Origin of the sequence: Nonomuraea roseola (assembly GCF_039535395.1) — a bacterium.
In the GTDB taxonomy this organism is placed as follows: domain Bacteria; phylum Actinomycetota; class Actinomycetes; order Streptosporangiales; family Streptosporangiaceae; genus Nonomuraea; species Nonomuraea roseola.
The window spans coordinates 183,899-196,385 of the sequence record NZ_BAAAXC010000014.1; the positions used below are offsets into that span (position 1 = coordinate 183,899).

Here is a 12,487-nt window from a genome sequence, read left to right on the forward strand (position 1 = left end):
GGCGGTCGAGGTCGCCGTGCGGGTCCTGCGCTCCTTTGTGAGGACTAACGGCGGCCGTACAGGGCCATCCGGCTGATCATGGCGTCGGCGGCGAGGTGGTAGCAGACCGTCACGCAGCCCAGCACCTCCGTGGGCGTGGCGAAGGTGGCGGCGAGCGTCTTGTCGGCGATCCTGCGCACGCCGGGGATCTGCGCCCCCAGCTCGGCCGCGGGCGTGCTCGGCATGTCGATCTCCAGCTCGAGCACCTCGGGCAGTTGGAGCGGCGCCAGCTCCCCCGCCCCCCGTACGGTCTCCGCCGCCGCCTCCCTGATCAGCCGCCTGGCCTCGGCCGGCGAGAGGCTGTCCGCGGCGGTGTGCCCGTGCGCGACCTTGACGGCGACCGTACGCACCCCGGGGAAGGCCTTCTCCGCGACGCCGCAGATGACGTCGTCGCCGGTCAGCAACCCCACCGGGACGCCTACCGCGGCGGCCTGCAGCGCGTTGACCTCGGCCTCCGACACCGGACGCCCGTTGAGCCGCACCTCGTAGAAGTGCGAGGAGTAGGTGTGGGCGAGCACGCCTGGCGAGCCGGCCGCGGCGTGGTAGCCGAGGAACATGGCCACGTCGTGCTCGGCCGCGATGCCCTCGGCCATGCAGTCCAGCTTGGGGGTGCCGAAGATCAGCCGGGCGCGTGGGTCGAGCTCCTCGTGCAGCAGGTTGTCCATGGTGCCGTGGCTGTCGTTGACCAGGACGCTGTCGGCTCCGGCCGCGAAGGCGCCCTCGATGGCGGCGTTGGCCTCGGCGGTCATCAGCCGTTGCGATCGCGGATACCCGTGGCCGCCGCGGACGACCTGGTCCATGGTGGCGATGCCCGTGACGCCCTCCATGTCGATGGAGATGTAGACCCGCACCGGCTGCTCCCTTCCTTGGCTTTGCTTGGTCGCCGTCACAGGGTGTCACCCTGGGGGACGGCGGGCTTTGTCGTAGGGGCCGAAGCCGGGCGGCTGCCTTGGGCGTCCCGTACAGCGGAGGGGATCACGAGGGCGGCGCCGACGGCGAGCAGGCCGAGCAGTGCGGAGAGCAGGTAGGTCTCGACGAAGCTGCTCTCCGAGGGGACCCCGGCCACGGTGCCGGCCGCCAGCGCCATGCCGCCGAGCTGAGCCCCGAAGGTGCCGCCGATGCTCTTGGCGACGAAGACCACGCCGCTGACCCCGGCCGCCCGGTCGCCGGGGACGTCGGCGGCCACGACGTTGAGCCCGGAGGTGAGGCCGATGGAGCCGCCCAGCCCCAGGATCGTCACCCCGACCAGGATCTGCCACGGTGAGGAGTGCCAGAAGGCGAGCACGGCGGTGCCTGCCGAGACGAGCGCGCTGCCGAGCACCAGCACGGCGCGCCGTCCGAGCAGCCTGGTCATCGGCCCGACCAGTGGCGCGACCAGGGTGCCCGCGATGCCGAGCGGGAACATGTAGACCCCGATCCACAGGGTGTCGGCGCCCAGGCCGTACCCGGTCTCTACGGGCAGCGACAACATCATGGGCAGCGCGACCACCAGCCCGAAGGAGGCGAAGCCGAACGCGAACCCCATCGCGGTCACTCCCGCGGGTGAACGCCCCGCCAGCAGCCGCAGGTCCACGAGCGGGTCGGCGGTGCGGAGCTCGACGACCGTCCAGAGGCCCAGCGCCAGCGCCGCGCCCACGAACAGGGAGAGGGTGGCGGGAGCCGTCCAGCCCACGCTCGAGGAGGTGGTCAGGCCCAGCATGAGCAGGGTGAGCCCGACGCCGAGCAGCAGGCCACCTGCCCAGTCGACGCGTCCCGAGGCCGCGCGGGGCGTGGCGGGCACCGCCCGCCAGGCCCAGAGCGCGGCCACCAGCGCGCCGGCCAGCGTCAGGAAGAACAGCCACCGGTAGCCGAGCGCCGAGGTGAGCGGCCCCGCGAGGATAAGGCCGAGCGCGCTGGCCAGGGCGGCGACGCCGATGACCAAGCCGTTGCCGGTGGCGCCCCGCTCGGGTTCGAGGGTGTCGCGGAACAGCCCGACGGTCAGCGGCAGCATGCCCAGCCAGACGCCCTGCACCGCCTGGCCGGCGATCAGCACGAGCACATTGGGCGCCAGGCCGGAGACGAGGGCTCCTGCGCTGGTGATCGCCATCAGGGTGAGCAGCAGGGTGCGCTTGTCGTACATGTCGGCCAGGCGGCCGACGATCGGGGTGCTGACCGCCGAGCTGATCAGCCCGCCGGTGAAGATCCACGCGAGCTGGCCTGGCGAGGCGGACAGCTCCCGCTGAATGAGCGGAAGCGCTGGAGACAGCATGCTCTCCAGCAGCTGGAAGACGCCGATGAACAACACAGGCGCGCCGATGACGCCAAAGCCGGATCTAGGCATGGTGGGGCCTTTCGGGTGGGGGTGGTGTACGGTCGCGCGTTCCCCCGAACCCGCGACCTGGCTATGCCGGGCCGAGCACCCCTGGCGTGACCAGGGCCCGCGCGACGTCGGCGAAGTACTCCTCGGAGCTGCCGTGGACGCCGAGCACGACGGCCTGCCCGAGCCCGGACAGCAGCGCCTTGAGCGCGAGGGCCAGGCGCACGGCCTGCTCGCGCGTGACGGGCACGCCTGCGTGCTCCCTGCCGGTGAGGTGCTCGGCCAGCTGGGCCTGCGAGGCGTCGACCGCCGTGTTGAGCTTGGTCAGCAACTCGGCGTCGTTCAGCACGAGGTCCATCACGCGGATCTCGAACAGCAGCAGCGCGGCGGCCTCGGGGTCGGCCGACATCCGCCAGTACTGCCTGGCGATGGTGACGACGACCTCCTCCAGTGGCCGGCCAGGCGCGATCTCCTCGACCGGTCCGAGGTCGAGCGGGCCTGTGTAGTCGTCGATCATCGCGACCATCAGGCCGCTCTTGCCGCCGAACAGCGAGTAGACGGCCCCCGTGGTCAACCCGGCCAGTTCGGCGATGTCCTCCAGCTTCGCGTTCGCGCCCTCCCTTCCGACGACCTCGCGTGCCGCGTCGATCAGCGCGCGCTTGTTGGCGACCTTGCTTTCCGCCCTGGTCAGTCGCATGGCGTCGGGGTCTCCCTGTTCGAGGTTGGCGCAACGATAATCTAGATTATTAGAATAATCTAGATTATCTTTCCGGGCATGGACGTTGACCAGCACATGAACCGGGTCCCCGACTACGCCGCCTTCCCGACCGTGGACCAGATGCACGCCGAGCTCGACGAGCTCGCCGCCGCCCATCCCCACCTGGTACGGCTGCGCCGCATCGGCACCTCGCGCCTGGGCGAACCGCTGCGCGTGGCCACGATCGGCGCCGGCCCCCACGACGCGGTGATCATCGGCGGCCCCCACCCCAACGAGCCGATCGGCGCGCTCACCGTGAGCAGCCTGCTGCGCCGGCTCATCGACGACGCCTGGCTCCGCGAGGAGTTCGGCTACCGATGGCACCTCATCCCCTGCGTCGACCCCGACGGAGCCCGCCTCAACGAGGGCTGGTACGTCCGGCCGGGTGACCGCCGCGCCTACGCCGAGCACTTCTACCGCCCGTGCGAGGCCGACCAGGTCGAGTGGACCTTCCCGCTGACCGGCGAGGGTTACACCTTCGACCGCACGCTTCCTGAGACCGAGGCGCTGATGGGGCTGATGGACGAGGTCAGGCCCTCCTTCGTCTATTCGCTGCACAACGGCGAGCTCCAGGGCGCCTTCTACTACCTCAGCAGGAACGAGCCCGGCCTCGCCGCCGCCCTGACCGCCATCGCGGCAGGCCAGGGCCTGCCGCTGCACATGGGCCCGCCGGAGGTCCCGAGCGCGACCCAGATCGCCCCGGCGGCGTACGTGACACCGCGCGGCGCCGAGCTGGGAGAGATCTACGGCATCGGCGGCGGCAGCGTCGACTACGCCGACCGCTTCGACGCCCTGCACCTGGTGACCGAGCTCCCCTACTGGGCCGACCCCCGCGTCTCCGACGAGACCCCCACCGGCCAGACGTATGGTGAGGTGATCACGACCTATCTCTCCGGTCAGCGCGCTCTGATCGCCGAACTGAGGCAGTCCCTGGCGAAGGTCGACTCCGAGCTGACCGTGCGGTCACCCTTCCGCCGCGCCGTGGAGGACTTCCTCGGCACCCACGACGACTACATCTCCGAATGGGAGGACTTCCCCGGCGCCGACCGGCCCGCCACGGTAGCCGAGGTCATCGGCAAGGAGCAGCTCAAGCACAGCGTGCGGCTGAGGTACGGCGGGATGTGCCTGCGCCTGCTGGACGCCGAGCTCGCCGCGGGCAACCCTGCCCCGGCCATCCGGGCCGAACGCGCCCGGGTGAAGGCGCTCTTCGACGCCTGGTTCACCGAAGCCGAGAGCGACTTCTCCGCCACGCCTATCCCGATCCGCACCCTGGTCGCCGTCCAGCTCGGCGCCGCCCTGCTGGCAGCGGAGGCGGCCAAGGTGTCGCCGTCGCGCGGCGCGATCCCATCCCCCGCCCGGCGACTCGGCGCGATCCGGTGACCGGGTGCTCTCGACCGGCCCCGCCTTCCATGAGATCGCTCCTTAGCAGTCCCGCATCCGACGCAACGTAAGAGCAGCGGGGGCGCCAGACCGGGCGACTGCGCGCCCGTCGTCGTTTCGACGTGGCAGGCCAGCGCCGTTGGATGATCTGATCACGGGGTGTTCATGATGACCTTCTTACGGGAGTTCGAGTCCTGGTACTGGAGCTGCGACTTCGACGATGCCGCGCTGCAGGCCGCGGGCGTGGTCCGTGCGTTGGTTGACGGCTACATTTGTCCTGGGCTGTCGGGACGGGTCGAGCCAACATTGGTGGGGTTGTGCGCCAGATCAAGGACGTGAAGCTGGGTGATCACGTGTGCTTGGCGTTCGCCCACGAAGCCGAGCAGCGTGCCGTGGTGACCGCCTTCCTGGCCGATGGCCTGGAGGGCCGGGAGCGGGTGCTGTACTTCAGCGACGCGCCCGGCTCGGATCGGGTGCGGTCGTGGCTGGAGGAGGCCGGTGTGGACGTGGCCTCGGCCGGCGCCGCTCGCCGCCTGGAGTTCAGAACGGCTCAGGAGAGCTACGTCTCAGGGGGCCGTTTCGATCCGGACACGATGATCGAGATGCTGCGCCGTGAGGTCGACGCCAGCCTGGCGGCCGGCTGGGCCGGGCTGCGGGTCAGCGGGGAGATGAGCTGGGCGCTGGCCGGGCAGCCGGGCACCGAGCAGCTGGAGGACTACGAGCGACGCGTCACCGGTGTCTACGCCGTGGGCCGCGCCGTGGGCTTGTGCCAGTACGACGCACGGCTGTTCCCGGCCGAGCGGCTGAGCGGGCTGACCGACTGTCATCCCGAGCGGGCGCAGATGAACGCGCTGTTCGAGGCCGGCACGCTCAGCATCACGCCGACCTTCGACGCCGACGGCGCGCGCGTGCTGCGCGTGGCCGGCACCGTCGACCACAGCACCACCCCCACCTGGAGCGCCGCGCTGCAGCAGGCCGCCCGCGCGGGCGGCGACGTGCGAGTGGACATGGCCGAGCTGGAGTTCATCGACGTGGCGGGCATCCGCGAACTGGCCGCGGCGGCCTCGGCGCTGACCGAGGGAAGCAGCCTGCGCATCCGCCACCTGGCAGCCCGGCTGAGACAGATCATCACCCTGGTGGGCTGGGACGCGGTCCCCGGCCTGGTCATCGAGCAGGAGGCGGTGCGCGCATGAGCACCACCATCACCCCCGACACGCGCACTCCCTCAGCAGGGCTGATCCACCACGCGCTGATCTACGGCAGCGACCAGGAGTTCCTGGCCGCCACCATCCCCTTCTGCCTGGACGGCCTGGCCGCCGGAGACAGGGTGCTGGCGGTGACCACCGCTGCCAACATCGACCTGCTGACCGGCGCCCTGGACACCGCCGCCACCGAGGTGGAGTTCGTCGAGGCCGGCGACTGGTACCACGCCCCCGGCCGCACGCTGGCCGCCTACGGCCACTACGTCGACGACCACAAGCGGCGACATCCGCGCGTGCGCGTCATCGGCGAGCCGGTCTGGCACGGCCGAAGCCCGGCGGAACAAGCCGAATGGACGCGGTACGAGTCGGTGATCAACGCCGCGTTCGCCACCAGCCCGGCCTGGATCGTCTGCCCCTACGACGAGCGGGCGCTGCCCGAGCAGATCGTCGCCGACGCCCGCCGTACCCACCCCGACCTCATGTCGGGCCCCGCCTGGCACTCCAGCCCCGCCTACACCGACCCCGCCGCCTTCGCCTACGCCACCGACCACCTGCCGCTGTCGCCCGCGCCCGCAGGCACCGCCACGGACTTCGGCTTCGACGCCGACCTGCACCGGATGCGGCAGCGGCTGGCGACCCTGGCCACCGGCCTCGGCCTGGGAGCCGACCAGACCGAGCGGCTCATGCTGGCGGTCAACGAGGTCGCCACCAACGCCGTCGAGCACGGCGGCGGGCACGGCCGCATCCACATGTGGACCGACGGCGACATCGTCGTCTGCGACGTCACCGACCCCGGGCACCTCGACACCCCGATCCCCGGCTACCTGCCCCCCGACCCCACCGCCCCCCGCGGACACGGTCTGTGGGTGGTACGCCAGCTGTGCGAGCTCCTGGAAATCCGCACCGGCCGGCCCGGCACCCAGATCCGCCTGCACCTCTCGCGCGTCTGAACCCAACCTTCGGCCTTGTGCGTGCGCTCCGGGCGATCACCGGCGTGATGCGCGTATAGAGCGACGGCTATCAGGGCGGATGCCGGCCACAGTTCATGGCGGGCCGCCACCACTCCAGCTCCTACGACGGCCTGCTCACCGAAGGCTGACCGGACGCGGCCCCTGCACGCTCGCGAGTCCGTTGACGCCGTCAACAGTAGCCACCTCACGGTTTCGCATATGAACTCGGCGTGCAGGGCGACGAGTCGGCAACCGCTGATCGCGTCCCCAGGTTCAATCGGGAAAGTGACAGGCGACCTGACGTTTCTCGTGGATCCTCAGCACCGGATTCTCCTGCGCACAGAGTGGGGCCGCCTTCGGGCAGCGGGGATGAAAAGTACAGCCGGAGGGCGGGTTCGCCGGAGAGGGCAGATCTCCGCGCAGCACAATGCGCTCCCTCTTGCGCTCGATCTTCGGATCGGGCACGGGCACAGCCGAGAGCAGGGCCTTCGTATAAGGGTGCGCGGGATGCCGATAGATCTCGTGCTTGTCCCCGATCTCCACGATCCGGCCCAGATACATCACCGCGACCCTGTCGCTCACCCGGCGCACGACGGACAGATCGTGGGCGATGAAGACGTAGGTCAACCCGAGTTCGCGTTGCAGCTCCTCCATCAGGTTGACGATCTGCGCCTGCACGGAGACGTCCAGCGCCGACACCGGTTCGTCGGCGATGACCAGCTTGGGCCGGGTGGCCAGGGCCCGCGCGATGCCGATGCGCTGGGCCTGACCGCCGGAGAACTCGTGCGGGTAGCGGTCGATGTGCTCGGGGATCAGCCCGACCAGGTCCAGCAGTTCCTTCACCTTCGCACGCACCCCTGAGACGCCCTGGACGACCAGCGGGTTCGCGACGATCTGGCCGACGGTCTGCCGAGGGTTCAGCGACGAGTACGGATCCTGAAAAATCATCTGAAGGTCGCGGCGGAGCGGGCGCATCTCCCCCTGGCTCACGTGGGTGATGTCCCTGCCCTCGAAGGTGATCGAGCCGGCGGTGGGTTCCAGCAGCCGCACGATCATGCGGCCTGTCGTGGACTTGCCGCAGCCGGACTCGCCGACCAGGCCGAGCGTCTCGCCCTGCCGTACCTGGAAGGACACTCCGTCGACCGCCCGTACGGCGCGGTCGCGGCGGCGGGCGAAGGGGACTTTGAGGGGAAAGCTCATGCGCAGGTCGGACACCCGCAGCAGGTCGTCCATCAGGGGCTCCCAAGGTGACAGGCGGCGAGGTGGCCGGGAGAGGCCTGGGTGAGGAGCGGCAGGTCCCGCTCGCAGACCTCCATACGCTGCGGGCATCGGGGGTGGAACGGGCAGCCGGGCGGCGGCGCCAGCAACGACGGAGGGGAGCCGGGGATCGTGCGCATGGGGGTGTCGTCGTCTTCGTCCAGGCGGGGCAGCGAGTCGAGGAGCCCGCGGGTGTAAGGGTGCAGGGACCTGTCGAAGATCTCGTCGGCGGAGGCCTGCTCGGCGACGCGCCCGCCGTACATGACCAGCACCTCGTCGGCGACCCGCGCCACCACGCCGAGGTCGTGGGTGATCAGGACGACCGCGAGCCCGCGGTCGTCCTGGATCTTCTTGATCAGTTCGAGGATCTGAGCCTGCACGGTCACGTCGAGTGCGGTCGTCGGCTCGTCCGCGATGAGCAGGTCCGGCTCGCAGGCCAGGGCCATCGCGATCATCACCCGCTGGCGCATGCCGCCGGAGAACTGATGGGGGTAGTCCCCCATCCGGTCCCTCGGCGACGCGATGCCGACCTCGGCGAGCATCTCCATCGCGCGTGTCCTGGCGGCCCTGCGCGAGGCCCCGAAGTGGAGCCGGTAGGCCTCGGCGATCTGCTCGCCCACGGTGTAGTGAGGGTGGAGCGACGACAGCGGATCCTGGAAGATCATCGCCATTCGGCGGCCCCGCAGCCTGCGGAGGCTTTCCGGCGGGGCCCCCACGAGCTGTTGCCCGTCGAAGAGGATCTCGCCGGAGACCTCGGCGCCCCGATGCAGGCCCATGATGGCGAGGCTGGTGACCGACTTGCCGGAACCGGACTCTCCGACGATGCCGAGCGTGCGGCCTTTGTCCAGGCGGAAGCCGACGTTCTCGACCGCCCGCAGGCCCCCGAAGGCCACCCCGAGGTCCTTGATCTCAAGCAGCATGTCTCACCCTGGGGTCCACGATGCCGTAGAGCAGGTCCACGACCAGGTTGGCGATGACGATGAAGAACGCGGCGAGCAGCGTCGTGCCGAGCACCACCGGGTGGTCCTGGGCGGTGATGCTGTTCACGGTGAGCTTGCCGATGCCGGGCAGGCCGAAGATGGACTCGGTGATGATCGCGCCGCCCATGAGTCCGCCGAGGTCCATTCCGAAGATGGTCACGATCGGGGTGAGCGCGGCCCTGAGCCCGTGCTTGACCACGACGGTCCGCTCGTGCAGGCCCTTGGAGCGGGCGGTGCGGATGTACGGCTCGCCCATCGTCTCGATCATGGAGGAGCGGCTCTGCCTGGCGTACATGGCGGCGGACAGGATCGCCAGCGCGATCCAGGCGAGCACCAGGTTCTGTGCCCAGGTCAGCGGGCCTTCGCCGAACGGGGTGTAGCCCGGGTACGGCATCAGCTGCAGGAGCTGGACCACCACGTAGAGGAGCATCGGTCCGACGAAGTAGATGGGCAGGGCCGCCGCGGCGACGGTCGACACGACCAGCGTCCGGTCCAGCAGGGTGTCCTTTCGCAGGGCCGACACGACGCCGACGCTCAGCCCGCCGACCATCCAGAGCGTGGCGGCACCGACGGCCAGGGAGAAGGTCACGGGCAGGCTCTCCAGGAGAAGGTCCCAGACCGGCTGGCCGCTCTGCCAGGAGTAGCCGAGGCAGGGAAAGCCGCATTCGATCGCGTACTGGCCGGTGCCCAGGGTCCGTCCGGCGAAGATACCGGTCACGTAGTCGAAGAACTGGGCGGGAAGCGGCCGGTCCAGGCCCATCTGGTTGCGGATCTGGGCGATCCGCTCGGGGGAGCAGCTCTTGCCGCAGGCGGTGACGGCCGGGTCGGTGGGCAGCAGGTAGAAGATGGCGAAGGTCACCGCGCAGATCACCAGCAGGACGCCGGCGACCGCGGCCAGCCGGCGCGCGAGGTAAATGATCATTTGCGGGCGCCCTTGGGGTCGATGGCGTCCCTGAGCCCGTCACCCAGCAGGCTGAACCCCAACACGACGAGGAACAGGCACAGGCTGGGGATGACGAAGTACATCGGGTCGACCTGGTAGTACGTCACGGCGTTGGAGAGCATCTCCCCCCACGAGGGCGTCGGCGGCCGGATGCCGATACCGAGGAACGAGAGCGCCGCCTCGGCGCTGATCAGCCCGGGGACGAGCAGCGTCGCGTAGGCGATGATCGGTCCGGAGACGTTGGGCAGGATCTCCTTCAGCAGGATCCTGTGATCGCGGGCGCCGCTGGTCCTCGCCGCGTCCACGAACTCCCGTCGCTTGACCGAGAGCGTCTCGCCCCTGACGATGCGCGCGATTCCGGGCCAGCTGAAGAATCCGATGACCGCGATGAGCAGGACGATCCGGTCGACGTCCGGGGTCACCGCCATGATGGCGATCATGAAGATGAGACCGGGGAAGGACATCAGCAGGTCGATGAGCCGGCTGATCACCGTGTCGACCCAGCCTCCGAAGTAGCCGGCGGCGATGCCGAAGACCGTGCCGAGCACCATCACGACCGCCGCGCTGGTGAAGGCGATGAACAGGGAGACCCGGGCGCCCTGGACGATCCGGCTGAAGATGTCCCTGCCGCTGACCGGTTCGACGCCGAGCCAGTGCTCGGCTCCGATCCCGCCCAGGGCTCCTCTGGGCATCCCTGCGAGGTTGGCGTCGATGGCGGTCTTGTCGGGCTGGGCGGGATCCCAGCCGCTCAGGGTGGTGAGCAGCGGGGCCGCCAGGGCGACGACAAGGAAGAAGATCACGATACCGAGGCCGGTCATCGCGGCGCGGTTCGTGCGGAGACGGTCAAGGACGAGCCCCCACGGGGAACGCCCTGCCGGGGTGGCGGAGTCTCCCGCCGCCCCGGCCGTCTCCGCTGCGTCGAGCGGAGTCTTCATGCGTGTCCTCATGCTGGGAAGGCTCGCTATCGGGAAAGGCTTGGGTTCTTCAGGCCGATCACGCCGAGATCGGGGTTGCCCTCCCAGATCGGATGGCCTACGGCGCCCGCGACGTTCGAGCCGAACAGGTTGTTCTGTTTGGCCCACTGGTACGGCACGGCGGGTGACTTCGACATGATCAGGTCCTCGAGGCCGAGCCATGCCTTGTTCGCGGCCTCGGCGTCGGTCATCGCGTTGATCTCATCGATCTTGGCCATGACCTCCTTGTCCTTGAAGAAGGAGTTGTTGCCGCCGCCCGAGTTCTCTGTGATCGTGCGGCCGTCGAAGATGATCGGCAGGAAGGTCGAGCCCGACGGGTAGTCGGGGCACCAGCCACCGATCTGGATGTCCGGCGCCTTGGTGGGGTCACTGGTGATGCCCCCGACGGCCGAGGCCTCGACCAGGTCGATCTGCATGTCGATGCCGACCCGCTTGAGCGCGGTCTGGAGTGCCTCCGCTCCCGGCTTGCCGCCGGTGGACGTCACCAGTTTGATCTTCAGACCGCCGGCGATTCCGGCTTCGGCGAGCAGGGATTTGGCCTTCTCCACGTCTCCGGTCGGCGGGATGCGCAAGATGTCGCGCTTCACTCCGCCAGTGAGGCCGGGCGGCAGGATCGCGCCCGCGATCTCGGCGATCTGGGGGCCGCCCGACGCCGTCTGCAACGCCTCCTTGTCGACGGCGTACTGCACGGCCATGCGGACCTTCGGGTTGTCGAAGGGGGCGCGCGAGGTGTTCAAGTACAGCAGGCCCGTGCAGCCGTCCACCGAGCTGACCATCCGCTTCTGCACCTGCGGGTTGGACAGGACCCTGGGCAGGCTCGCGAGCGCGACGTCGACGTAGCCCACAGCCGAGCGGTCAGGACCCTGGTCGGCGATGAGCCGGGTGTCGATGGATCCGCCGCCCACCGTCTGCTTGACGACGATCCTGTCGGGGTAGGCCTTGCGCACGTCGTCGGTGGCCGGTTCCCAGTGCTCGTTGCGGACCAGGATCAGCTCGGCCTTGCGTTGATACTTCTCGATCTTGTAAGGACCCGAGGAGAAGGGGCGGCTGTCGTAGTCGACGCCCTTGTCCTGCGCCTGCGGCACCGGCGCGAACGTCGGCAGCGTCACCGTCTGGCCGAATTCCGCCACCGGACGCTTGAGCTTGAAGATGATCGTCTTGTCGTCCGGGGTCTCGATCGAGGACAGGTGCTCGCCCTTGAGCGGGCCCTTGTACTTCTCCCCTCCCGCGAGGTAGAGGATCGCGTAGTTCGGGCCGCCGGGAAGCTCCGGAGAAAATGAACGTTCAACGTTGTATTTGATGTCCTGGGCCTTGATGGGCGTTCCGTCCTCGTATTTCACGCCGACCTTGAGCGTGAACTTCCAGACCTTGCCTCCCTCGGAAGGCGTGCCGAGGTCGGTGGCCAGGTCGGGCACGATCTCCGCACTGCCGGCCCGGTAGGTGGTCAGCGTGCGATAGAGGAGCCGGGTGCCGAAGCCCATGTCCCGCATGGTCCAGTTGCGAGCGGGGTCGAGATGCACGAAGTCCTGGTTGGACAGGATGTAGAGGGTTCCGCCCTTGACCGGCCTCTCGCCGGATGTCGTGGTTCCCGCGGCGCTGTTCCTCTCCGGCGTTCCCCCGTCGGAACAGGCGGCTAGCCCGAGCATGAGCGCGGTGGCGAGTGCGAATAAGTGTCCGCCGCCCTTGGATTCAGCCATGTGTCACCCCAA

Annotated in this window: 11 protein-coding genes; 3 read left to right on the top strand and 8 right to left on the bottom strand. The window is 69.5% G+C overall.

What is annotated here, in order from left to right; all coding sequences use genetic code 11:
- Nucleotides 1-44: 44 nt before the first annotated feature.
- The 3 genes from ABFX55_RS19185 to ABFX55_RS19195 all read right to left on the bottom strand — a co-directional run bounded on the left by ABFX55_RS19185 (nt 45) and on the right by ABFX55_RS19195 (nt 3,032).
- Nucleotides 45-890, bottom strand: a complete 846-nt coding sequence (locus ABFX55_RS19185) for a M55 family metallopeptidase (RefSeq protein WP_346122848.1) — start codon at nt 888-890, stop codon at nt 45-47.
- A gap of 35 nt (nt 891-925) precedes the next feature.
- The gene (locus tag ABFX55_RS19190) at nt 926-2,359 is read right to left on the bottom strand and encodes an MFS transporter (protein WP_346122850.1); all 1,434 of its coding nucleotides are present in this window, start codon (nt 2,357-2,359) and stop codon (nt 926-928) included.
- A gap of 61 nt (nt 2,360-2,420) precedes the next feature.
- Entirely contained in the window at nt 2,421-3,032 is a 612-nt protein-coding gene (locus ABFX55_RS19195) for a TetR/AcrR family transcriptional regulator (RefSeq protein ID WP_346122851.1), read from the bottom strand.
- 78 nt (nt 3,033-3,110) lie between these two features.
- On the opposite strand from ABFX55_RS19195, the gene ABFX55_RS19200 reads away from it, so the two are divergent.
- The 3 genes from ABFX55_RS19200 to ABFX55_RS19210 all read left to right on the top strand — a co-directional run bounded on the left by ABFX55_RS19200 (nt 3,111) and on the right by ABFX55_RS19210 (nt 6,624).
- Nucleotides 3,111-4,472: a M14 family zinc carboxypeptidase gene (locus ABFX55_RS19200; protein WP_346122853.1), complete on the top strand. Its 1,362-nt coding sequence runs from the start codon at nt 3,111-3,113 to the stop codon at nt 4,470-4,472.
- A 317-nt stretch (nt 4,473-4,789) separates the two neighbouring features.
- Nucleotides 4,790-5,665 (top strand): MEDS domain-containing protein, encoded by an 876-nt coding sequence (locus ABFX55_RS19205; RefSeq protein WP_346122855.1) that lies wholly within the window; start codon nt 4,790-4,792, stop codon nt 5,663-5,665.
- Nucleotides 5,662-6,624, top strand: a complete 963-nt coding sequence (locus tag ABFX55_RS19210; protein WP_346122857.1) for an anti-sigma factor RsbA family regulatory protein — start codon at nt 5,662-5,664, stop codon at nt 6,622-6,624. The genes ABFX55_RS19205 and ABFX55_RS19210 overlap by 4 nt, the downstream gene beginning before the upstream one ends.
- 273 nt (nt 6,625-6,897) lie before the next feature.
- On the opposite strand, the gene ABFX55_RS19215 is transcribed toward ABFX55_RS19210, so the two are convergent.
- The 5 genes from ABFX55_RS19215 to ABFX55_RS19235 are packed head-to-tail and all read right to left on the bottom strand — an operon-like array spanning nt 6,898 to nt 12,475.
- Complete coding sequence (locus tag ABFX55_RS19215) at nt 6,898-7,857, bottom strand: ABC transporter ATP-binding protein (RefSeq protein ID WP_346122858.1); 960 nt, start codon at nt 7,855-7,857, stop codon at nt 6,898-6,900.
- On the bottom strand, nt 7,857-8,801 hold the full coding sequence (locus ABFX55_RS19220; RefSeq protein WP_346122859.1) for an ABC transporter ATP-binding protein: 945 nt from the start codon (nt 8,799-8,801) through the stop codon (nt 7,857-7,859). Before ABFX55_RS19220 ends, ABFX55_RS19215 begins: the two co-directional genes overlap by 1 nt.
- A complete protein-coding gene (locus ABFX55_RS19225; RefSeq protein ID WP_346122861.1) occupies nt 8,791-9,783 on the bottom strand; it encodes an ABC transporter permease in 993 nt (330 codons plus the stop codon). Before ABFX55_RS19225 ends, ABFX55_RS19220 begins: the two co-directional genes overlap by 11 nt.
- Nucleotides 9,780-10,751, bottom strand: coding sequence for an ABC transporter permease (locus tag ABFX55_RS19230; RefSeq protein WP_346122863.1), 972 nt, complete (start codon nt 10,749-10,751; stop codon nt 9,780-9,782). Before ABFX55_RS19230 ends, ABFX55_RS19225 begins: the two co-directional genes overlap by 4 nt.
- A gap of 14 nt (nt 10,752-10,765) precedes the next feature.
- On the bottom strand, nt 10,766-12,475 hold the full coding sequence (locus tag ABFX55_RS19235; RefSeq protein WP_346122865.1) for an ABC transporter substrate-binding protein: 1,710 nt from the start codon (nt 12,473-12,475) through the stop codon (nt 10,766-10,768).
- Between the last annotated feature and the right edge of the window lie 12 nt (nt 12,476-12,487).

Coding starts and splice junctions, on each gene's coding strand:
- ABFX55_RS19190 (WP_346122850.1), bottom strand. CDS start 2,359: ATGCCTAGATCCGGCTTTGGCGTCATCGGCGCGCCTGTGTTGTTCATC.
- ABFX55_RS19195 (WP_346122851.1), bottom strand. CDS start 3,032: ATGCGACTGACCAGGGCGGAAAGCAAGGTCGCCAACAAGCGCGCGCTG.
- ABFX55_RS19200 (WP_346122853.1), top strand. CDS start 3,111: ATGGACGTTGACCAGCACATGAACCGGGTCCCCGACTACGCCGCCTTC.
- ABFX55_RS19210 (WP_346122857.1), top strand. CDS start 5,662: ATGAGCACCACCATCACCCCCGACACGCGCACTCCCTCAGCAGGGCTG.
- ABFX55_RS19215 (WP_346122858.1), bottom strand. CDS start 7,857: ATGGACGACCTGCTGCGGGTGTCCGACCTGCGCATGAGCTTTCCCCTC.
- ABFX55_RS19220 (WP_346122859.1), bottom strand. CDS start 8,801: ATGCTGCTTGAGATCAAGGACCTCGGGGTGGCCTTCGGGGGCCTGCGG.
- ABFX55_RS19225 (WP_346122861.1), bottom strand. CDS start 9,783: ATGATCATTTACCTCGCGCGCCGGCTGGCCGCGGTCGCCGGCGTCCTG.
- ABFX55_RS19230 (WP_346122863.1), bottom strand. CDS start 10,751: ATGAGGACACGCATGAAGACTCCGCTCGACGCAGCGGAGACGGCCGGG.
- ABFX55_RS19235 (WP_346122865.1), bottom strand. CDS start 12,475: ATGGCTGAATCCAAGGGCGGCGGACACTTATTCGCACTCGCCACCGCG.